Annotated in this window: 15 protein-coding genes; 5 read left to right on the forward strand and 10 right to left on the reverse strand. The window is 34.7% G+C overall.

Annotation, left to right across the window (positions count from 1 at the left end):
• Positions 1–185: 185 nt before the first annotated feature.
• Complete coding sequence (locus EKM77_RS09875) at positions 186–1163, forward strand: GMP reductase (RefSeq protein ID WP_125593902.1); 978 nt, start codon at positions 186–188, stop codon at positions 1161–1163.
• 586 nt (positions 1164–1749) lie between these two features.
• On the opposite strand, the gene EKM77_RS09880 is transcribed toward EKM77_RS09875, so the two are convergent.
• Together EKM77_RS09880 and EKM77_RS09885 are read right to left on the reverse strand one after the other, a co-directional pair.
• Positions 1750–2712 (reverse strand): glycosyltransferase family 2 protein, encoded by a 963-nt coding sequence (locus EKM77_RS09880; protein WP_125593903.1) that lies wholly within the window; start codon positions 2710–2712, stop codon positions 1750–1752.
• 15 nt (positions 2713–2727) lie between these two features.
• Positions 2728–4992 (reverse strand): glycosyltransferase family 39 protein, encoded by a 2265-nt coding sequence (locus EKM77_RS09885; RefSeq protein ID WP_125593904.1) that lies wholly within the window; start codon positions 4990–4992, stop codon positions 2728–2730.
• 222 nt (positions 4993–5214) lie between these two features.
• Here EKM77_RS09885 and EKM77_RS09890 point away from each other — a divergent pair, with 222 nt between their 5' ends.
• Both EKM77_RS09890 and EKM77_RS09895 read left to right on the forward strand, forming a co-directional pair.
• On the forward strand, positions 5215–5901 hold the full coding sequence (locus EKM77_RS09890) for a response regulator transcription factor (protein WP_125593905.1): 687 nt from the start codon (positions 5215–5217) through the stop codon (positions 5899–5901).
• Positions 5891–7192, forward strand: coding sequence for a sensor histidine kinase (locus tag EKM77_RS09895; protein WP_164507769.1), 1302 nt, complete (start codon positions 5891–5893; stop codon positions 7190–7192). Before EKM77_RS09890 ends, EKM77_RS09895 begins: the two co-directional genes overlap by 11 nt.
• 255 nt (positions 7193–7447) lie before the next feature.
• Here EKM77_RS09895 and EKM77_RS09900 read toward each other — a convergent pair whose 3' ends face one another.
• On the reverse strand, positions 7448–7969 hold the full coding sequence (locus tag EKM77_RS09900; RefSeq protein WP_125593907.1) for a GNAT family N-acetyltransferase: 522 nt from the start codon (positions 7967–7969) through the stop codon (positions 7448–7450).
• A gap of 287 nt (positions 7970–8256) precedes the next feature.
• Between EKM77_RS09900 and EKM77_RS09905 the strand changes: the two genes are divergently transcribed.
• Positions 8257–10776: a hypothetical protein gene (locus tag EKM77_RS09905; RefSeq protein ID WP_125593908.1), complete on the forward strand. Its 2520-nt coding sequence runs from the start codon at positions 8257–8259 to the stop codon at positions 10774–10776.
• A gap of 61 nt (positions 10777–10837) precedes the next feature.
• Here EKM77_RS09905 and EKM77_RS09910 read toward each other — a convergent pair whose 3' ends face one another.
• From EKM77_RS09910 to EKM77_RS09925, 4 genes are all read right to left on the reverse strand, one after another.
• Positions 10838–14059, reverse strand: a complete 3222-nt coding sequence (locus tag EKM77_RS09910; RefSeq protein ID WP_125593909.1) for a BspA family leucine-rich repeat surface protein — start codon at positions 14057–14059, stop codon at positions 10838–10840.
• 211 nt (positions 14060–14270) lie between these two features.
• Positions 14271–16196, reverse strand: a complete 1926-nt coding sequence (locus tag EKM77_RS09915; RefSeq protein ID WP_125593910.1) for a copper-translocating P-type ATPase — start codon at positions 16194–16196, stop codon at positions 14271–14273.
• A 15-nt stretch (positions 16197–16211) separates the two neighbouring features.
• Positions 16212–16583: a cupredoxin domain-containing protein gene (locus tag EKM77_RS09920; RefSeq protein WP_125593911.1), complete on the reverse strand. Its 372-nt coding sequence runs from the start codon at positions 16581–16583 to the stop codon at positions 16212–16214.
• An 82-nt stretch (positions 16584–16665) separates the two neighbouring features.
• Complete coding sequence (locus tag EKM77_RS09925; protein WP_125593912.1) at positions 16666–17091, reverse strand: MerR family transcriptional regulator; 426 nt, start codon at positions 17089–17091, stop codon at positions 16666–16668.
• A gap of 90 nt (positions 17092–17181) precedes the next feature.
• On the opposite strand from EKM77_RS09925, the gene EKM77_RS09930 reads away from it, so the two are divergent.
• On the forward strand, positions 17182–18210 hold the full coding sequence (locus EKM77_RS09930; RefSeq protein ID WP_125593913.1) for an NAD-dependent epimerase/dehydratase family protein: 1029 nt from the start codon (positions 17182–17184) through the stop codon (positions 18208–18210).
• Positions 18211–18300: 90 nt separating this feature from the next.
• Here the strand turns inward: EKM77_RS09930 and EKM77_RS09935 are convergent, their stop codons facing one another.
• The 3 genes from EKM77_RS09935 to EKM77_RS09945 form a co-directional block, all read right to left on the reverse strand.
• Entirely contained in the window at positions 18301–20211 is a 1911-nt protein-coding gene (locus EKM77_RS09935) for an SLAP domain-containing protein (protein ID WP_125593914.1), read from the reverse strand.
• Positions 20212–20349: 138 nt separating this feature from the next.
• Positions 20350–21735, reverse strand: a complete 1386-nt coding sequence (argH, locus tag EKM77_RS09940) for an argininosuccinate lyase (RefSeq protein WP_125593915.1) — start codon at positions 21733–21735, stop codon at positions 20350–20352.
• Complete coding sequence (locus tag EKM77_RS09945) at positions 21735–22961, reverse strand: argininosuccinate synthase (protein WP_125593916.1); 1227 nt, start codon at positions 22959–22961, stop codon at positions 21735–21737. Before EKM77_RS09945 ends, argH begins: the two co-directional genes overlap by 1 nt.
• Positions 22962–23258: the final 297 nt, after the last annotated feature.

Genomic DNA, 23258 nt, shown 5'->3' on the forward strand with positions numbered 1-23258 from the left:
GGCAATCGCTGTATCTAAGCAAATTGTGGTCGTTACACTATTAAGTGCAATTCTCACAAGCTTCTGACTTTAGTCAGGAGCGGTTGACATTTGACAATACAACAATTACAAGTTAAATTGTATCTATACGAACGAATTAAAAAATAAATATAATTATTGTTCGTCATTATGGAGTGATTAAGCAAATGCAAGTATTTGATTATGAGGATATTCAATTAGTTCCGAATAAATGTATTATTGATAGTAGATCTGAATGCGACACAAGTATTAAATTTGGACCAAAGACATTTAAAATTCCAGTCGTTCCAGCTAATATGCAGACTGTAATTGATGAAAATCTTGCAGAAATGTTTGCAAGCAATGATTATTTTTACGTAATGCATCGTTTTGAACCCGAAAAACGTATTGATTTTATGAAAGATATGGAAGAAAAAAATCTTTATACTTCTATTAGTGTTGGAATCAAACAAGAGGAATTTGATTTTATAGATTCATTAGTAGAACAAAAAATGATTCCTGATTATATTACGATCGATATTGCCCACGGTCATAGTGATCGTGTTATCAATATGATCAAATACATCAAAGAAAAGTTACCAGAATCATTTTTAATTGCCGGAAACGTCGGTACACCTGAAGCTGTTAGAGAACTTGAACATGCCGGTGCAGATGCTACTAAAGTTGGGATCGGTCCTGGAAAAGCTTGTATTACTAAGTTAAAAACAGGATTTGGTACTGGCGGTTGGCAATTAGCTGCCATTAGACTTTGTGCAAAAGCTGCAACTAAGCCGATCATCGCTGATGGTGGTATTAGAACCGATGGAGATATTACCAAATCGATCCGTTTTGGTGCTGATATGGTTATGATCGGTTCTATGCTTGCCGGTCATCAAGAATCCCCTGGTTCAGTTTATGTTGAAAACGGTAAAACATATAAAGAATATTTTGGTTCAGCCTCAGAATATCAAAAAGGCGAATATCGAAATGTTGAAGGAAAAAGAATGTTGCTTCCTGAAAAAGGACCAATTATGGATACTCTAAAAGAAATGCAGCAAGATCTTCAATCATCTATTTCCTATGCCGGTGGCAAAGATCTAATGTCCCTACGTAAAGTAGACTACGTTATTGTTAAGAATTCTATCTACAATGGCGACTTACATTAAAATTACGTATAGCACAGTTGATTATAAATTTTGAATCTACTTTAAAAATCTGAAACGTTTTAAAAAGAATAAAAAACTAGTCGGAGAAGCTGAAAAAGAATTATTGGCAGTGAAAGTGGCGTTAGCGATTTATCGCTTACACCACCAGGCGTGTTTGAAGACTTGCTGAACTTGCAAGGCTTCAAACCGAGGCTAGAGACTGCTTCTCAGGCTCTGGCCGGTCTGCACCGCCAATGATTCTTTTTTCGGCTTCGGAGACGGCATATTAACTAGGTATTTAAATATAAAAAAGAAGCTGACGACTGGGTGTTCGTCAGCTTCTTTAAATGAATGGGATAGTTCATATTCAATTTGACAAAAGTTGCTACTCCTATCAAATTTAACATTACTGTAACATATTGACCTAACTTTAAAAAGTATCTTAACCTCACTTTTTAAAATTTTACTAAGTTAATTTGGAGAACCGGTTTTCACCTCCTTTTCTTATTCTTCGGACCAATATCACTCGGTAGCATCAACAGTCCTAAAGATATGAATAACGCCGAAACCATTAACAAGATTTTAAGCATCTCTATTCCTTATTTCACTAATTTTGAGATCTGGCATGCAAATGGTGGATGCCTTTATTGCGTTCTTGAAATCCTTTAGTCTCACTAACAATAAATCTGGGACGATTGTTCACTTGATCTAAAACCCGACCTAAATAACTTCCTAAAATTCCGATCGACAATAACAATAAACCAAGTGTAAATAATAAGATCGTCACACCAACCGAGGCCAAACTATAACTGCCGCTAGCGAGTAAATATCCTAAACTAAATATTCCACTGACAATCGGTACGATCGAGAAAATATTTGCTAATTGCAATGGTTTCATCGAAAACGATGTTATTCCGTCAATTGCCAAACTGATCATCTTTGTTAAAGGATATTTCGTTTCACCGGCAATTCTTTCTTGACGATGATACATAACACTTGTTTGCTTAAATCCGATCCACGTCACTTGTCCTCTAACAAAAGGATCTTGTTCATGTAATTTTCTTAATTGATCAACCGCTCTTCGATTCATTAATCTGAAATCACCAGTATCTAGCGGCATATCGATCGTGGAAATTTTCTTAAAAATTCGATAAAAAGCTGATGCTGTAAACTTTTTAAAGACAGTTTCACCATCTCTTTTTATTCTTTTGCCATATACTATATCGTAGCCTTCGTGCCATTTTTGAATCATTTCTGGAATGACTTCAGGTGGATCTTGCAAATCTGCATCCATAACTACCACAGCATCCCCAGTGGCATACTGTAAACCAGCCGTTATTGCCAATTGATGTCCAAAATTTCTTGAAAATCTAACTAATTTAATATTCTCATTTAACTGCATAGATTTTTCAATAATTTTAGCAGAATTGTCTTTAGAACCATCATCAACAAAAATTAATTCATAACGTTCTTTTTGTTGTTCGACGTAATTTAATAAGGTATCAATCGTGGATTGAATTCCTGCCTCTTCATTGAATACAGGCAGAATAATAGAAATTAATTGATCCATGATCACCATTCCTTTCTAATCATAAATGCTCGATAGATCATATAAAGTACCCGATTGTCCGGGTCCGCCACCTTCTGACATTCCGCCAGGTGCATTTGTACCTGATGGTTTCTTAGAAGGTTTTTTCATTTTCTTAGATCCACTAGGTTTTTTCATGCCTTCTGGAGCATTGCCGCCAGATGGAGGAGTTCCTTGTTGTCCAGGATTTGCTCCACTTGGTGCGCTCGGTGGATTTGATGAGCTCTTAGTTTTGGTACTTGTTGTTATAGAAGATACTGCTGAGGTTTCACTATTTTTTAAGGTAACTTTCTTAGCATTTTTCTTGATCCAGTTAACAATTTCAGAGTTACTGCTGCCGGTCTTTCCAGCGGCGTAGTAATACTTGATTTTTCCTTCTTTAACTAACTTTTTAAATTGTTTCAAAGTTATAGCCTTATCGGTACCATTAAAGCCACCCATAGCCATAACTGCTTTTCCAGTTTTTATAATGTATGGGGCTGCTGTACTTGAATCATCGGTAGCAAATAAATATTCAGCACTACCTTGATGTTTTTCAAGATAACTCAATAAGGTATTATCGACTGAACCACTGCCGACACCACCGCTACCCATGCCACCAGAACTTAACAGCGATGGTCCAGCACTTGGGATTCCATCACTAGAACCTGCGATCGTTGGTGTTAATGACCACCAAGTTGGAGCAAGCATTACTAAGATCACACTGGCAGTCGTTAAAGGCTTTCCAATCTTTAATTTGCTTGAGATCCACGGAAGGATAAATAGTGGAATCGAGATTATAATTCCTAATGCCAATAAAACCCAAGCTAAAACTTTGTAATCATCATAGATATACCAAGACTGCAATGCAGTTGTAGCAAGTATCGAAATTGGTAAAAGCATTGATAATCCAGTCTTGTCTTTCCACTGTTTGATCATGGTAAAAATACCGATACCAGCTAAAACTGAAATTGCTGGAGCTAACATGATCGTGTAATAAGGGTGGAAGAAACTAGCAACCGAGAAAAATCCAAATACTGGAACTAGCCAGCCCGTCCACAGCCAAAGTTCTTTTCTTTGTGGAGTCAATGAATACCAACGTTTCATTTTTGAACCACGATAATAGAAGTAACTGGAAATCAATCCTAATAATGAAATGATCAATAACCAACTAATTTGAGGTCCCAATTCTTTTTGGAATAAACGCAATGGACCAGCAGTACCAATATTAAAGGCACCACCACCAGCTCCGCCAGTTCCTGGATTTCCTTTTTTAGAATTTCCGCCCGGTACAGCAGGTGCACCGGTTTTTTTACTTCCAGAAGGTGGTGTCGGAGCATTTTCTGAAGACTTAGCTTTTGTGCCACCAGGTGGTGTATTTGACTTACTACTCTTTTTAGATGAATTTCCCATTCCGGGAAAGGCGCCTCCGGTACCTGTTGTTTGTCCTAATAATCTTTGTGTCCCGTTATAGCCAAAGGCCAATTCCAATGCGGAATTAGTTTCAGAACCACCTTCATAAGGACGATTAGCCGAATTAGTCATATCAACTGATAATGGCCAAATCAAAGTAAAAATTGCTAAAAATACTGTGGCAATTGATAAATGTATTAATTTCTTTTTCCAGTTAATATTTGTAGCGATCCAGTAATACAAATATAGTGCTGGAAGGATCATAAATGCCTGCAACATTTTGACGTTAAATGAAACACCCATCAAAGCAAAACCAATCCACAAATATCTTTGCTGCCCCTTTAAAACAGCCTTTTGAACAAAGTAAACTGATAACAATAAGAAGAATACTAAAGTAGCATCCATATTATTAGTTCGAGAATCAGCGACCACGATCGGCGTTAAAGTCATAAATAATGCGGCTAGTCTTGCTGGAATTTTACCAAATCTTTTATGAACTAGGTTATAGATCAAATATACCGATCCAATACCGAACAAAATTGAAGGTAAAACAACACTCCAACCATGAACACCAAATATTTTGGCACTAATGGTCATAAACCATAACGCTACTGGAGGTTTATCGACAGTTATAAATCCAGCCGGATCAAAACTGGCATACCAAAAATTTTTAAAACTCTTGGTCATACTTACAATGGCAGCAGTATAAAAGTTATTAGCTTCCCCTGCTTCCCAAATGTTCCATGCATATAAAAACGCGGCCAAAATCAAAATAGCAATCAACCAATAATCATATTTAATTCCTTTAAATCTGGTTAAAAAATCTGCTCTTTTGTTCCTAGTTGAACGCGTAGAATCTTTTTGTTCCATAATTTATCAATCTCCAATTCTTAAAAAGTAATATTAATTAAGAAACAAATGATTGAATAAATAAGGAGTGAGACTAGTATTGCTCTTGATTTCATCAACTTATTTTTCATTTGTTTAACATCCTTTCTTCATGACGAAATCTAGATTATCCAAACTAACTTAAATTAAGCTTAAATTGAAATTATTGCTTTATAATGGAACCATCGATTAAAGGAGTTAAGTATGCAAAATAATATAAAAATTCTTGTCGTTGAGGATGACGAGAATTTAGCCAAGAATGTTGCCTCATTTCTTTCTGATTTTGCTCAAGTGGATATCGAAAATGATGGTCTTAGTGGAAAGTTTGCGGCAATAGAAGATGTACATGATTTAATAATTCTTGATTTAATGTTGCCAGGAATGAATGGTTACGACATTTTAAAAAACATTCGTGAAGAAAAGATCAATACACCGGTTTTAATTTTAACTGCCAAGACTGAACTGGATGATAAAGTCCACGGCTTTAACTTAGGTGCTGATGATTATTTAACAAAGCCATTTCATCGAGAGGAATTACAAGCTCGTGTTAAAGCACTTCTTAAACGAAGTGGTATCGCAGCTGATGAATCAGTTTTAAAGCTGAATAACATTGCAATTAATTTAAATAATCATGAAGTGACAATTAATAGTGAAACTGTTGCCCTAAATGGAAAAGAATATGATTTATTAGTCTACCTTTTACAAAATAAAAATATTATTCTAACTAAAGATCAAATATTTGAACGTATCTGGGGCTTTGATTCTGACACTTCCATCACCGTGGTTGAGGTTTATATGAGTAATTTGCGGAAAAAATTACGACCATCAAAAAATGATTATTTGATCAAAACTATCAGAAATGTTGGGTATATTTGCCAAGATGAAAACTAAAACTAAGCAAAAAAAAATAACCCGTCGACAACAATCGAGGTTATTCATTTCAATCATGGCAACCTTTGCCATTTTATTTTTAACTTTAGGAATAATTATTTTCAATCGTTTTCAAAATTCAACCTATCGAAGTATCGACCAGGATATTAAAAGTCAGGTCAATACCATTCAAAAACAACCTGATATGAAGCCAGATCAAGGGGATCCACACGGACCTGATGATAATAAAAAACAACCTGAACCACGCGCTCCCTTTCAGACTTCTATTTTAGTATTTGACTCTAAAGGAAATCTTTTAAACAAAACTAGTTTAGGTAATCGTTATTCTGTACTCAAAAAAATCAAATTAAACAAGAAAAATCTTAATACTAAGCAGACTTTAACTGTTAAAAAAATGAATTTTAGGACTCTTTTAATCAAAGTCTCCAAGAAAAATAATAATCCCATGTATGCAGGAAATTATGTTTTGGTCATGCAAAATATTGATACTCAAATGCAATCAATGGAAAACTTTGAAAAGATCTTGATTGCGACCTTCTTCATTTTCTGGGTCATTGCCTTGGTATTATCTTATGTTCTAACTAGAATAACTATGTTTCCGATCATTAAATCATGGAAACAGCAAAGTGAATTTGTTAACGACGCAGCCCACGAGTTGAGAACTCCTTTAACTATCATTCAAGGAAAATTAGAATATATGCTGACTCGGCCTAAAAATACCATTATGGATGAAGCTGAATCGATTTCTGTTTCGCTTGATGAAGTTAACCGTTTAAATTCTCTAACTAATAATCTATTAACTTTAGCTCGAGCTGATCAGGCAACGACCAAATTCGACTTTAAATTAACTAAACCAGATTACTTTATCAAAGATCCAATTATGCCCTTCAAAGAAATAATCAATTCTCAATCAAAAGTATTTCAAGAAAATATTCGACATACTGTAACCTTGAATGTTGATCGAGATAAGATCAAACAGGTTTTGATTATTCTTTTGGACAACGCTACTAAATATACTCCAGAAAACGGAACCATTAGAATTTATGACAATGTTGAAGGTTCTAAATATCAAATTATTATTTCAGATACTGGTATTGGTGTTAAAGATATTGATAAGAAAAAAATCTTTGGACGCTTTTATCGTGTTGATAAATCAAGAAATCGCAACAGCGGTGGTCATGGATTGGGATTAGCCATCGCCCAGCAAATTATGAATGAACACCACGGGAAAATTTTTGTTCGTGATAATTTACCACAAGGTAGTGAGTTTGTGATCGAATTTAGAATTTAGATTGTAGTGGTGTGCCGCCTCTGGACGCAGGAAAACTAGTCCGCTGTGGGGAACGGGCTCGAGCCAGGAACGTCTCGAACCTCGATTTTGAACTTCGAGAAGTACACTCGAATTTCAAAATTCGTCCCGCGGAGTAAGTGCTAAAGCACTAACTCCGCCTTCACTACGGACTGGTTTTCCTGCATCCAGAGGCTAAATTGTGGTTTGTTTTCTTATAAGTTTAACCTTTAGATATTTATTGAAACGCTCTTCTTTTTACATATTCAATTCATATGCAAGACGACGATCGTCTTCTTTTGGTCCTACATAAATAATTCCTCGATATTTGAAACCGGCTTTTATGGAGATGTGCTGCATCCCCTTATTCATGGCATGCGTATCGATTCTAAAATTTCTAAACCCTAATTCATAACCAATGGTAAATAAATTTGATATCATAAAATCACTTAAATGTTTGCCACGGTACCCATCTGCAATTGATACACGATGTAAGGTTGCATATTTATCAGTCGTATTATTCCAAGCACCATCTTGAATAATTTCGTAATGTGGATCACTGGTCTGCATCAAAGCGGTATATCCCACGACTATTTCATTAACTACTAATACGTATCCGCGACCGACTTTTAAATCTTCTTCTAAAACGGATCTACTAGGTTGGCCGTCTTGCCATTGCGGACTGCCTGTTCCCTTAATTAATTTTTTGGCATCATTTATAACTTCGATAATTTTAGGTAAATCATCAGCTAAAGCTTTTCTAACAAATACATTAAACAAAGTGACCACTCCTCTTATTCTAGAAAAAATATTATTTATAATGATAGCCCTACTATCCCTTATGTCAAACCAGTAAAGCGTGCATTAAGACACCTTCCACAAAATAAAAAAAATTCATTTTTTAATATTTTACCTCTCAAAATTGATAAGCTCGTCTTATAAAAAACGAATACATTTCATAAGTTTTTCGTGATAATATAATAAAATGTCAATCAGAGAGGAAATGTTTTTAGATGAGAAAACGCACCTTAAGCTTATTCCTAGCAATAATTGTAGGGATATTTTTTTTGTTCTTTAACACATATGTGGGAAACGCTGAAACTGAAGAAATCGTCAACGATAATTCAAATGAAGCAACTTCATCACTACTTACAGAATCAAGTGATTCCAATATTTTAGAAGCTGATCCTAATACATCAGAAGATCAAGATTCTGAAAATAATTCAAACAACCAAGAAAATACTGACATTAACGAAAATCAAATCAATGATACTGATATTCAAGAAAATCAAGATGACGATACTGATCAGCCTGACACAGATGAAATAACTTGGACTAGAAGTGACAGTTTGAGAATAAGCCGTGGTCCGATCCTTCGTCATGCTGATGGTACGTCTGCTGTTCCATATATTTATTTTGGTGACTACACTTATGCATCTGCCAATATTAAAGTCAAAGCTGCATTCGCAAAGGATATCCATGATAGCTACGCTCACGGACGAGTTGATAGTCTAACCGCTCCCAATTCATTAGTAATAACTGTTCCTAGAGGTGGCAGTATTGAAAATGGTCCTAACAGTGGTGGCAATCACATCTATGGAAATGCCTATGGTGATGCCCATTCACAGGACGGTTCACTAGGTTCAAAGGGGGATTTCATTACAACTGATATTTATAATTTAGAAGTTCCATCTGACAAATTATCTAAACCATCCGTTGCAGGTCCAGGTATTTTAGATAAAAAATATAGTATGTCTGAATCACCAATATTTTCATATCGAGTTGATCCAGAAACTGGATTTGAACAACAACGAATGATTTTTTATCAGCAAGTAAAACGTAATAAAGATTTATATGAGGTTGAAGTAAAGATCGTTCAAAAATTTGAAAAAAATGGTCGTGTTGTGACTGAAATCACCTACACCAATGTGGGCGATAAACCGATCCAAAGATTCATGGGATTTGCTTTTAAAGATTTTTCCCTAACAAAAGATTTTAAAGAAATTAGAGACAACAAAGGTAAAAAAGTTGGTGATTTTATTCCGATCAGGGCCCTTGGTAATGGTCGTGGTATTTACCTGCAATCTGGGATTATCGAATCCAGATACAACCTATTCACCAATCTTCCTAATGGCCCTTCAAGTTGGGCAGGACGTTCGATCAGCAAGGCCCACGATCAACAAAAAGGTTATGAAAGCGGCTTTTTAGGAATTGGTAGTAGTTCAAAATTCCCTTGGGCCCCTGGTGAAGGTGATATATCGAATGGCCACTATAAATCACCTGATCTCCCTAAAGGACTAAAGAACAGTTTTTCAGATATGAATGACTTGGGGGATGCCGGACTTAATCTTAATGCTGGAGCACGTTTAGGTGGCGTAAAGGAAACTGAAAAGTTCTGGGATTCTGGTTTTGCCATGCATACTAAACAACAAACATTAGAAAAAGAAAAATCTGTAGTAATGAACTATGCATCCCAAATTGATATTGTTGGTGCTAAGTTTGCCCCCGCTATTGAGCTGGATCAAAAAGGTACTGAAGCCGTACCCGATATTATTCAATCAGGTGCCGAAAACTACCGTATTACCGGTACTTGGTACGATTTTGACAGTACCAATGCTGAACTCTACTATACCGTCGATCTTGATGACACTCATCACGGTAAATTAATTAAAAGCTTGAGCCAGTCTGAACAAAACTCAAAAGCTGGTAAGCCGCAAGAATGGTCCAACAGTATCTCTATTGCTGACTTAGAAGAAGGAATTCATTACCTTAGAGTTTGGGTAAAAGATAGTGATGGAAACTTATCAGAAGTGGCTCAAACGGTCATCAATATTACCGCTCCACCAAATCTAGTTCCCACGATCGATATTTTAAGCCCTGAATCATCTGAAGGTAATCCTTATAATCCAACTACTAATAGTTTATCTATCACTGGTACTTGGTCAGATGCAGATAGTAAGACAATGAAAAGTGCTACTTATAAAGTTGACGATGATGATGAAGTTGTTTTATATGAAAACTTTGATAATGAAAAACCAGGTTCTACTTATTTTTGGGAACTCCCAGAGTTGTCGATCAGTAAGTATAATGATTTAAAACTTCACCAAATAAAGTTCACCTTGACCGATGATGAAGGTAATAGCGATAGTAAAAGTTTTTACTTTAAGCATCAAGATGGATCATTTCAACTCGTAGCTCCCCACTCTATCGATTTTGGTACAGAGCATTTATTTGGAGAAAATACTAAAAAAATAAAACCAGAGATCGATGGCAGCTTGCAAGTACACGATTTCAGATCTAAAAATCAGTCTCCACTAAAAGTTACTTTATCAGTCGATGATTTTATCAATGAAGACGATACAAATTGCACTCTCGACCACAGAGTCTATTGGAAAAATCAAAGAAGAGTCGAACAAGAATTATTTATCGCTGAAACACCTGCCGCAAGTAGCGAGAATTGGTTGACTACCACTAATTTAACTGATTTAGTCAAAGAAAATATTAAATTAGATTTCAAAGGTAACGAAACCACTACTTCTGGAACATATACTAGTAATTGGACTTGGAAAACCGTTGAATCAGTTTAAAAACGTATGACAAATAAGCACAGTAATACCAAATTAATTGGATTACCGTGCTTATTTTTTTCTAATTTATATCCGATTTTTTTACAAATCCATTAGTAGAAACTCGATAATATGGTTCATTGTTTATTTGAACGATCTTATCGGTTTTATAATCCATATCAGGCTTTAATGTCTGCGAAAGACGATTTCCACGTTCATCAAAAATTGGAGTTGCCCTTTTTGAATGAATTATGTTTGATGAATCTTGATATTCATAGACTTTATCAATTGGTACAAATTCATTAGTTGAAACTCGATAATATGTTTGACCAGCAAAAATTGCATACCGATCAGTTTTCCAATCAGTTGAAGGCATTAGAATTCGAGCATTATCCAAATGAGAATTCTTTAGTTGAACATTACTTTCCTTATAAGTTCTAATTTTTGAAGGATGCTCCACATAAACATAAACGTCATCGGCCTTGACCCATTCATCTGTGGATACACGATAATATGTTTGTCCGTTTAAAACCATTTCTTGATCATTTTTCCAATCAGTATTAACACCTAATAAGCGGTCTGAAATAATATTACCGTCATAATCATACAGATGTACTGCCGGTCGATCGCTAAAAGTTGCACTAGTTTGATTAATATCTTGGACAACTCGATTGATAGCTGTTCCTCCAGAATGACTAGGATTTCCAGTATCAGGTTTATACGCCACGGTTATTTCTATATTTAACGGCGTTAGGACCTCTTGTTTATCATCTTCACGTCCGAGATACTTAATGATGTCTCCGACAAGTGATTTAACGGTTTTTGCCGGTGATGCCAGTTCTAGCATTAAATAAAATCGAGTTTCTGACACATCTTGACCCATCAAACTAATCATAGTTTTATCAGGATCAAGTTGCTTTGTGTTATTCAAATTTTGTAACGTCCGATTATCTTTTATAGCATTAGGATCATTTACGGTCAGACTAATAGTATCTGGAACATCACTAATTTTGATAACAAATGGGGGTACCGCTTTGACTCTAACCGTATACACTAAATTATCAGCAGCAGGTGTTCCATATTCAGGCAAAGTTTGACGAGACATTAGATCATCATCATCAAGATCATAATTTTCTGAACTATCGTACCCTGGAACATTTGTCCCCTGACTGGTAAATAACGTAGGTATAACAACGGTCCAACCTTCTCGACCAGACGTATTTATATCATAACTTGAATTTATATCCTTTTTTGTATCGTAATCGACATATTTTATTTGGTAATTAATAGTTTTACGCTCGGCAATCACCCATGTTTCATCAGGACCACTGCCATTTGTATATGTACTCATCATTTCATCGCCGTCGTGTAATCCTAAATTACTTTCAGGGTCATCATCACTTCCGTTACCGACATTATTCCAACCCTTATAAATATTGTAATAACTTAGACTTGTACCATCCAAATCAACTTTGTTATTTAATATTAATTTGAATAAATGATCAGCTCCATAGAACATGCTCATTTTATTAGCATTCTGGGGAACTACAAACGTAGAGAAGTCCAATAAATTTAATTTACCACATTGACTAAGCATATAACTCATATTAAGTGTAGGGTAAACCGGATTATCAAACTTTGGCAACTTTAAATTAATCAAGTTGGTACAACCGCTTAAAAACTCATCGAGAAATTGAGCATTGTTAATAGTCCATTTTGACAAATCCAGATTGGTTAACGAGGTATCCCCTTGAAACATTGATCCTAAATTATTTGCTGAAGTCATATCCCATGATTCAACTTCTGGAAGTTTAGTAATACTGACACAGGTAGAAAACATTGAATTAAAATCTTTTACCTTTGAAGTATTAAATTTACTCAAAAAGTTCAGATCATTCTCAGTTAAACTCATATCACCAGAGAACATACTATCAAATGAAGTGGCAGAATCAGTTGAAACATCAGGCCAAATTATTGTCGTTAATTTTGGACATTTATAAAACATATTTCCATAATTATTAATATTTTTACCGTCAAATTTAGATAGATCAACCTTTTGTAAACTGGAACAATTTTCAAATTCATTCCAGACTGCCAAATTATTGTTATCTTTATCAATCAGATTAGGCGTATTTAAATTGCTTAAATTAATTTCTGTCAATTGACTGGCACTATCAAACATTTGAGACATCGTATTTAAACTATCACCAACAAAGTTTGATAAATCTAATTTCCCAATGATTTTAGACGACAAAAACATACTATTCATCTTTGTTACTTTTGAAGTGTTAAAATTCTTTAATCCGCTTGGGTCAAAATTAAGTTCCGCAAACATGAAGGACATATCAGTTGTATTTGAAGTATCCCAATTTTCTAGACCCTTGATATCAACAACTCCAGTATTTGCACTACCTACGCCATGAAACATATTTTGCATATTAGTTACATTACCGGTCTTAAAACCGGAGACATCCAATGATTCAATATTTTTGTCATCATCAAACATATTGGAAAAATCAGTGGCGTTACTAGTATTTAAACCGGTTAGATCCAAGGATTGTAATGTTGAACTATTTGCAAACATTGATGAAAAATTAGTTACATCCGATGTATCAAAATTTGCTAAATTTTTAATAGAATTTGCCGTAGTTCCTTGGAAGAAATTGGCGACACTTCCATGGGCTGTAACTTTACCATCAAAAGTAATTGTATTGTAACTTTTTACTTGTCTAAATATTGAACCGTCTTCTTTTTGATCACTTTTAACTTGATTATAAAGAGTATCGTATTGATCTTGAGTAAAATCACCCGCACCAATATGTAGAACTTGGTTGTCATCGACGTAATATTGGCAAGTTCCTAAATTATAAACATCGTTTGTGTTAGTTGTTTCACCTGTTGAATCTGCTTGTACTTGATTTGTTGTTTGAACCGGAGCTTGCGCACTGGTTTGTGCAGCTGGTTTTGTTACAGTTTGATTATTACTTATTTGAACATTCTGAGCCTGTGAATTATTTTGATTTACTTCTGTTTCTTGATCATCAACCGGTTTATCATCCATAGTATTTGTATTCACATTAGAATCAATTTTGGTAGTATCGTTTGTTTGCTGCGACCCGGAGTCCTCCGTCGTTTCTGTGGGTGTTACAGTATCAGCAGAAACATTTATAACTTGAGTTGCTCCAAAAAGGATCAATCCACCGGCAAAACTTAAACTTGATTTAACGATCCAATTTTTCCCTGATTTATAAAGTCTTTTCTTTAAAACTACATTGGACATTTTCTTTAATTGTTCAAATCTCATGATAATCGCTTTCCCCTCTTGGTTATTATCATAGTTCAATTTCAAAAAAAGTGATCAAGAAAATGAAATATATTCTGGAGAAGAAATAAATTTTTACTTAGCTAAAAAACATCTTGACATAACTTGATTTTTTTGACTAAAAAAACAGGGATAGTAATCTAAAAATCGAATTACTATCCCTGTATTAAAATACTCTAAAAATTAATTTATATTATGCAAATTTAGCCTTACTTGTAATTTTAGATTTATTTAATAACATCGAACTAGTTACAACCGATAGTGAGCTAAATGCCATCGCTAAGCCTGCTAACTCAGGACTTAGACTTAATCCAATACCATAGAATATACCTGCAGCTACGGGAATTCCTAAGATGTTGTAAATAAATGCCCAGAATAAGTTTAGCTTTATTCTATTAAAGGTCTTTTTACTCAATGCCAATGCACGATCAACATCCCTCAAATCGTTTTTAACAAGTACGATACCACCGGATTCAATCGCAATATCGGTACCAGAACCCATGGCAATACCGACATCGGCAACTGTTAAGGCTGGGGCATCATTTATACCATCACCTACAAAAGCAACCTTGCCATCTTGCTGTAAAGATTTAACATGATCAGCTTTATCACTTGGCAAAACGTCAGCTATAACTGAATCGATGCCAACTTGTTTTGCAATAGCTTTGGCAACTCGTTGGTTATCACCAGTTAACATAACTGTCTTTAGTCCACGAGCTTTCAGATCAGCAATTGCTTCTTTAGAAGTTTCCTTAGGCGCGTCTTGAATTGCAATCAATCCAATAACTTCATTTTCCACTCCAACAAAGACAACCGTCTTAGCCTCTTCTTGAAGTTTTATAACTCGTTGCTTCAATTCAGCGTTAATTTTAACATCTGAAAGTAATTTATCATTACCAATAAAAGCACTTTGACCATTAACCGTTGCTTTTACACCCTTACCTTCAATTGCTTTAAATTGACTAACTGAAGGTACATTAATATTTTCACTTTTAGCTTTCTTTAAAATCGCAGAAGCTAGGGGATGCTCTGAAGATTGCTCCAAACCTGTGGCAAAGTTTAGAATATTTTTCTCATCCCCGATAATGTCGGTAACTTCAGGTTTACCAATTGTAATAGTCCCTGTTTTATCAAAAACTACTGTTTTAATATCATTAACTGCTTCAAGGACTTCACCATTTTTAATCAGAATACCCATTTTAGCAGAACGACCTGTACCAACCATAAGTGCTGTTGGTGTTGCCAAACCTAAAGCACAAGGACATGCGATAACAACTACGGCAACCGCGAAAATCAATGAACTGGCAACTGTTGCTCCTAAGAAGACATACCAAACCATAAACGTTAATATCGCTATTACTAAAACTGTTGGAACAAAAATATCAGATACTTTGTCAGTTAAATTTTGAATCGGAGCATGGCTATTTTGGGCTTTTTTAACAAGTTCCACGATCTGTGAAAGCATTGTATCATCGCCAACTTTTTCCGCCTTAAACATGAAAGTTCCATTACTGTTTATTGTCGAACCAATAACTTTGTCACCCGTTTTCTTTGAAACAGGCATACTTTCACCAGTCACCATCGACTCATCAATTGTTGAAGTACCTTCAGTAATAACACCGTCAACAGCAATTTTTTGTCCTGGTTTTACACGGATAATATCACCAACGACAACTTCTGAAAGCGGAATTTTTACTAATTCACCATTACGCATAACTTCAGCATCTTTTGCTTGAAGATCGACTAATTTTTCCACAGCATTTGAGGCATTATTTCTCATACGTTCTTCAAAAACTTGTCCTAACAAGACAAAAGTTGTAACAAAAGCTGCACTTTCAAAGAAAACTGCCTGATGTGTCGCCATAGCATAAATACTATATACATATGCAGTAACCGTACCTATTGCAACTAATGTATCCATATTGGAATGATGCTTAGTAAAAGATGCCCAGGCACTTTGCCAAAATGGTACGGTCGAAATCGCCATAATGACTGTTGTCAAAATTAATTGTGTCCAATTACCTCCAGGCAAATGCCAGCCAAAGGGCATTAAAATCATATTTGCCAACATGGGTAATGAAAAAATTAATGATATCCAAAATCTTTTTGTAATTGACATTTATAATTCACCTCCTTATTTGATGATCAATTTACCGTGGAACATATCCATACCGCAGGCCCATTGATATTCACCAGCTTTACTTGTATCAATTTTAATTTCTTCTTTTTTATTAATAGGTAAAGCTTGATTAATTCCAAAGTCAGAAAATACTACTCGGTCTAAGCAACTCGACTTATCTTTTCTTGTGAAATTAAGTGTTGCAGGAACCCCTTGTTTCAAAACAACTGTTTCAGGTGAATATCCCCCATTGACCTCAACATCGATACTTTGTCCATCATTAGATAGATCTGCTGAAATTTCTGCTACCTCATGTTTTCCAAAGAACCACCAAACTATAAATCCAATTACTAAAAGCCCAACGATCAATACTAATAATTTTGCCATGATTATTCCTCATTTCTATGTTTACATTTGTAATCAACAAATACATTCTATTATTGATGTTTACATTTGTCAACATAGAAAGTTATAAATTCAATTTTTTCTTCTCTCTAGCTACATATTCCAATTCATTCTTTATCACACTTTCAGCATCTGGAGATTCATATTTTTTGATTTTAAAATCGACCTCTCTTAAATTATCAGCAAGAACTTGTTGTTCTTGAAGAACCTGACGCCTATGGTTCAATAAAAGCTTTTTACGCTCATCAATGGAGCTTGGGCCAGCCATTACTAATTCAATATAAGTCTTAATATTATTAATAGACATTCCAGTATTCTTTAAACAAACAATGGTCTTAATTAAATTCAAATCGGTTTCCGTAAAAATTCGATATCCGGCTGCATTTTTAGCAACGAATGGTAGTAATCCTCGTTTATCATAATATCTAATTGTCGAAATAGATAAATCAAATTTTTTAGCGACTTCTTTTATAGAAAAAGTTTTTAACATTATTTTCTCCTAACGGTTGCCCTAAACTATAGTTTAGGGTTTAAGATCATGATATTGAATTAATATTAATTAAGCAATGGAGAAATTTAAATGACAGAAACAGTTTTAGTAACAGGTGGTACGGGATTTTTAGGATTACATATTTTATTACAATTAATGAAAACTGATTATAACGTTAGAACCACAATTCGCTCGCTAGGTAAAAAAAATCACGTTTTAAAAATATTAAAAGAGAATGGTATAGATAATTTAGATCGATTGAGTTTTTACGAAGCTAACTTAACTTCTGATGAGGGTTGGGATGAAGCCATGGACAATGTAAATTATGTTTTAAGTGTCGCCTCACCCGTATTCTTCGATAATTCAAAAAAAGAAATAGACGCCATTCGTCCAGCTACTGATGGTATTACTAGAATTTTAAAAATGGCTCAAAGAAAACATGTTAAGCGCGTTGTCATGACCGGAAATTTTGGAGCCATCGGCTTCAGTAACAAACCATCATCAATACCAACGACCGAAGAGGATTGGACAAAAACCGATCAACCTGGAATTTCCATCTACGAAAAATCAAAGTTGATTGCTGAAAAAGCGGCTTGGAAAATAATTGACCAACCTAGCAATATGCTCGAATTTACAACTATAAATCCCGTGGCCATGTTAGGTGATTCATTAGATTCTCATGTTTCAGGAAGTTTTGATATTATTACAAATATTTTGAATGGTTCTATGAAGAGAGTGCCAAATATCAACTTAAATATTGTCGATGTGAGAGACGTTGCCGCTTTGCACATCAAGGCAATGACTGAACCTAAGGCAAATCATGAACGCTTTATTGCTTCAGCAGATGGTTCAATATCATTACCTGAAATTGCAAATTTAGTTAGACATGAATACCCTGACCTAGCTCCTAAAATATCCTCGAAAATATTACCTGACTGGATAATTAAATTGGGATCATATTTTAATCAAACTGCCAAAGAAGGTAAATTATTATTAGAAGTCAATCGAAACATTAGTAATCAAAAGGCTAAAGATATTTTGAATTGGTCACCAATCGCTGATAACAAAGAAATAATTTTTGACTCAGTAAACACATTGTTAAAGAATAATTTAATTTAAAATTTCTGATATTGATGACAAACAAAAACCGTAATCCCATTTTTTGGATTACGGTTTTATTCGGGCCTAAGTCAAATCATATTGGTAAGACTAGCCATTTTCTGTTACAACATCATCAGCTTTAACCCACTCATTGGTTGAAACACGATACATAAGCACACCATCAATAATATCTGATGAACTTCTATCCACTTTCCAACTAGTATCAGCCATTAATGCACGATTATTAACTAAAGATCCGTGGCTATTATATAAATTAGTTTGCTTAGTCGTTAAAACATTATTACTTAGATCTTGGTAAATATAGATATCAGGTACTTTTACCCATTCATGAGTAGAGACACGATAATAAACTGTCTTTTTACCGTTTACTGTATTCATACGCTTTTTATCGACTAACCAATCTGTATTCTGTGCTAGTGCTCGGTTATCAGACGCTTTACCATTGTCATCATACAAACTAACAATGCCATCTTCAGGATATGTTGCCGCCTTTAAATTTACATTATTAGTTGAACTATTATTGTTATTTTGCTCAGAATTACTAACTATTTTCTTAACCAATACAACTTGTGGCAAGCTACTGTCACTAGAATCTTTAATAGTTAATTCTGAATTATTAACTAATTCATAACCCTTAGGAACTAATTTTTTTAATTCATCTAAAGGAAACTTATCTCCAATAACTCCATAGATTACTTGTTTGCCATCAACAACCTTTTTATCTGAAGTTTCAAAACTAATTGGATTTGTAACCTCATTATCTTTAGCGTCAAAAACTAAATTGGCTGTAATATCAAGACCAACTGGATTATCAACATAAGCGTCATTTATAGAATCAAACAGATCACTCATGTATCCAGATACTGAATCACTATCAGATACATAATTATCCGTATTGTTACCAAGGATAAAACTATATCCATTTTGTTCGACAACCTGAACGTAAGTTTTTTCATTTGAGAATGTTCGATCAGAAATATCAGAAGGGACTTTTAAACTTTCAGTTGAATTAATCGGAATGGAATCAGTTTCGGAATCCTTAATTGGTATTAAATTACCATCGACAGAAGCATAATAATTGGTCGTCAAGTTAATTTCTTGCTTATTCAATAGGACATCGACTGTTCCCTTAGCATAATCCGCCTTTATATCAGACTTACTTTCTGGTTTTCCATATCCTTGCAAATATTTTTCTTTATCTCCTTCAGGAATTTTTGAATAAAATCCATCTGGATCTCCCAAAGTATCTGGTTCTTCACTTGTTCCAGAACCAAAGATGAAAACACTTGCTGATGCTGGTTCATCCATCGAATAAAGCTTTTCTCCAGCATCATTATAATAATTAAAAGTAACCGGTTTAAATGGACGATAATATAACTTAACAACAGGTTTTTCAGGTAATGTACTATCCTTGCCTGGATCTATCTTGTATTGAAATTTGTCATTACCGCTGGCCCAGCCCAAAGGTGTAGATACATAATAGTTATCGGAATAATTAGGGTTATATATTACCTTTTTATCTTCCATATTCGGATAGGAATTTGTGAACAAGTTAGTGGTAAAACTACCAATTTGCTTACCCGTTGTCATATCGTATTGTTCGACGCTTGCCTCATACGCCATTGGAGTCGTGTAGGAAACTTTTAAGGGCTTTGACGAATCCCATGTCAATGTTTGAGACATATCATTAATAGTATCAGTACCCTGTGTTGCATTTGTAAAACTATATCCATAATAATTGGGTTCAAAATAATCAGATAATTTGAATTGCTTTCCATCTGACAACGGTAAGGAAATACTTTCGTCCTTCTTCGTTTCATCAATTGCATTTGGCATACTATTACCATATACAATCTCTGCATTCACATCTGCTTTAGCAATAGTTGTTAAAGACGATATATTATTGTTTTTATCAATAAATACTTGTGTCCCTACTAATAAAGCCAATGCTGCTAAAATCAAAGTTCCAACATACAAAAATTTCTTTATATAAGTCATTTCATCACCCCTATTCAAATGCATTATAAAATATTTTATTTATGTTTAAAAGTAATTGATATACAAAACAAAAAACCGTAATCCTTTTTTCTGGATTACGGTTTTTTCTAGAGAATTAAACCTACTTAGTTTTGTTCTCTATTTTTCAGCCAACTCTAGTTTGGCTTGTTGTATTTGTTTCTTTACTTGCTCGAAACCTGTTCCGCCATATGAGTTTCTTCTGGCAACGGCAACTTCCGGCTGCAGGACCGGATAGACATCTTCTTCGATTAAAGGAGAGATCTTCTTAAATTCTTCCATCGTAATGTCTTGCAAGTTTCGATGCTCTTCAAGGCCCTTCAAAACTAATTGGCCAACTATACCATGAGCTTCTCTAAATGGAATTCCCTTGGTTGCCAAATAATCGGCCAATTCTGTTGCGTTAGAAAAATCATTAATTGTCGCATGATGCATTTTTTCTTTATTAACTTTCATGGTAGAAATCATCCCATTAAAGACCTTCAAAGCAGGCAACAAGGTTTTGACGGTATCAAAAGTACCTTCTTTATCCTCTTGCAGATCCTTATTATAAGCCAACGGTAATGACTTCATAGTCGAAAGCAATCCCAAAAGATGACCATAGACACGGCCACTCTTACCACGAATAAGTTCTGCCATATCAGGATTTTTCTTTTGCGGCATTATTGAACTTCCGGTTGTATATTGGTCGCTCAATTCAATATATTTGAATTCATAGCTGACCCACATACTTAACTCTTCACAAAAACGTGATAAATGCATCATTAAGATTGAAGCATTACTTAAAAATTCCAATGCAAAATCACGATCCGAAACTGCATCTAATGAATTAGTATAAATATTATCAAATCCTAATTCATCGGCTGTAAATTGACGGTCAATTGGGAAAGTCGTTCCTGCCAATGCTGCAGCACCTAGTGGTGAAATATCTGTATGTTTCATATTAAATTCAAATCGTTCAACGTCACGTTTCAACATAGAATAGTAAGCCATTAAATAATGACCATAAGAAATTGGTTGAGCGTGTTGCAAATGCGTGTAACCTGGCATAACCGTTTCAACATTTTTATCAGCCAAATCAACTAAACTACTTTGAATAGTTTTTATTTCTTCAATAATCTTTGGTAAACGATTTTTAACGTAGAGATGAAAGTCAGTCGCCACTTGATCATTCCGTGATCGGCCGGTATGAAGTTTCCCAGCAACTGGACCAATCTCATCAGTTAAGATACTCTCTAAGTTCATATGAATATCTTCATTTTCAACTGTAAAATGTAACTTTCCATCATGTAATTCTTGTTGAAGATTTTCAAGTCCGGCAATAATTTGATCACTGTCAGACTCATTTAATATCTTCGTCTTCTTAAGCATTTTAACGTGTGCTAAAGAACCCTCAAGATCTTCATCGGCCATTAATTGATCGAATCCTATCGAGGCACCAAATTCATCGACCCAAGTTTCAGCTTGAGCCTGGAAACGTCCACCCCAGAGTTTTTTAGTACTCATTATTTTACCTCATCCTTATTCTTATCAGCATTTTTAGCAGCTACTTGAGCAGCAACTTCTGTTGGAAGTCCCCATAATTTAATGAATCCTTCAGCAGCCTTTTGATCGAATGAATCGGATGATGTATATGTAGCAAGATCAAGATCATATAATGAATTTTCTGACTTACGTCCTTGAATCCAAATATTACCCTTGAATAATTGTAACTTGATAACACCGTTAACATACTTTTGACTTTCATCTAAGAATGCTAGAAGTGATTTCATCAATGGTGAGAACCAAAGGCCGTTATAAATAATTTCACTTAATTCTTTTTCGATAACTGGTTTGAAATGACCTAAGTCACGTTCAAGAGTTAAATCTTCAAGTTCTTTATGAGCCTTGATCAAAATCATAGCTGCAGGTGCTTCGTAAACTTCACGAGACTTGATACCAACTAATCTATTTTCGATATGGTCAATTCTTCCAACACCGTTTTCTCCACCGACTTTGTTGATTTCTTTAATAATATCGGCAAATTTCATCTCTACACCATCTAAAGCAACTGGAACACCTTTTTCAAAGGTAATTTCAATACTTGTTGGTGTATCTGGTGTTTCTGCAATTGGAGTTGTAATACCGAAGGCGTCTTCTGGAGCTTCTGCCCATGGATCTTCTAGAACACCACATTCATTAGCACGTCCCCAAATGTTGGCGTCGATTGAGTATGGTGAGTCCAAATTGATAGGAATAGGAATGTTATTTTCCTTAGCGTAATCAATTTCTTCTTCACGTGACCAATGCCAGTCACGAACTGGTCCAAGAACTTCTAGTTCTGGTGCCAAAGCATGAATTGCCAATTCAAATCTAACTTGGTCATTACCTTTACCGGTACAACCATGAGCAATAGCATCTGCTCCTTCTTGATGTGCTAGTTCTACTAATTTTTTACTAATCAGAGGTCGGGATAGTGCGGAGAGTAAAGGATATGTTCCTTCATATAGAGTATGTCCTTGCAATGCTACTAAAGCATATTCATCAGCAAACTCATCTAGGGCGTCAATTGAAAATGCATCAATTGCACCCACCTGAATCGCTTTATTCTTAATAAACTCAGGATCTTTTCCCTCTCCTACATTAATACAACAGGCAATTACGTCATATCCTTTGTTCTTAAGCCAAGGAATGGCAACTGATGTATCTAAACCTCCTGAATAAGCTAAAACTACTTTCTTTGTTTCTGTCATAATATTGTTCCCTCCGTTGATTAGAAAAAAATTAATTTTGTAAAAACACCCTAACATTAAATTGTTATGATTACAAGCGTCTGGAAAAGTGTTTTTTTGAAAGCGTTGCCCAATCCTATTAAACCGGCATCTTCAAAAAAATAATTTTTTCATGATTTTTTTGAATTTAACTAATTATAAAGTAGAAGAATGATTTTTAATATGTTTATAAATAAAATAAATTAGAATTAAATTAAATATAACCCTTGAAATTTAATTTTCTTGTGAATATAATATGAGTCATTAATAAACAAGACG

This window comes from Companilactobacillus baiquanensis, from assembly GCF_003946605.1.
Taxonomy (GTDB): domain Bacteria; phylum Bacillota; class Bacilli; order Lactobacillales; family Lactobacillaceae; genus Companilactobacillus; species Companilactobacillus baiquanensis.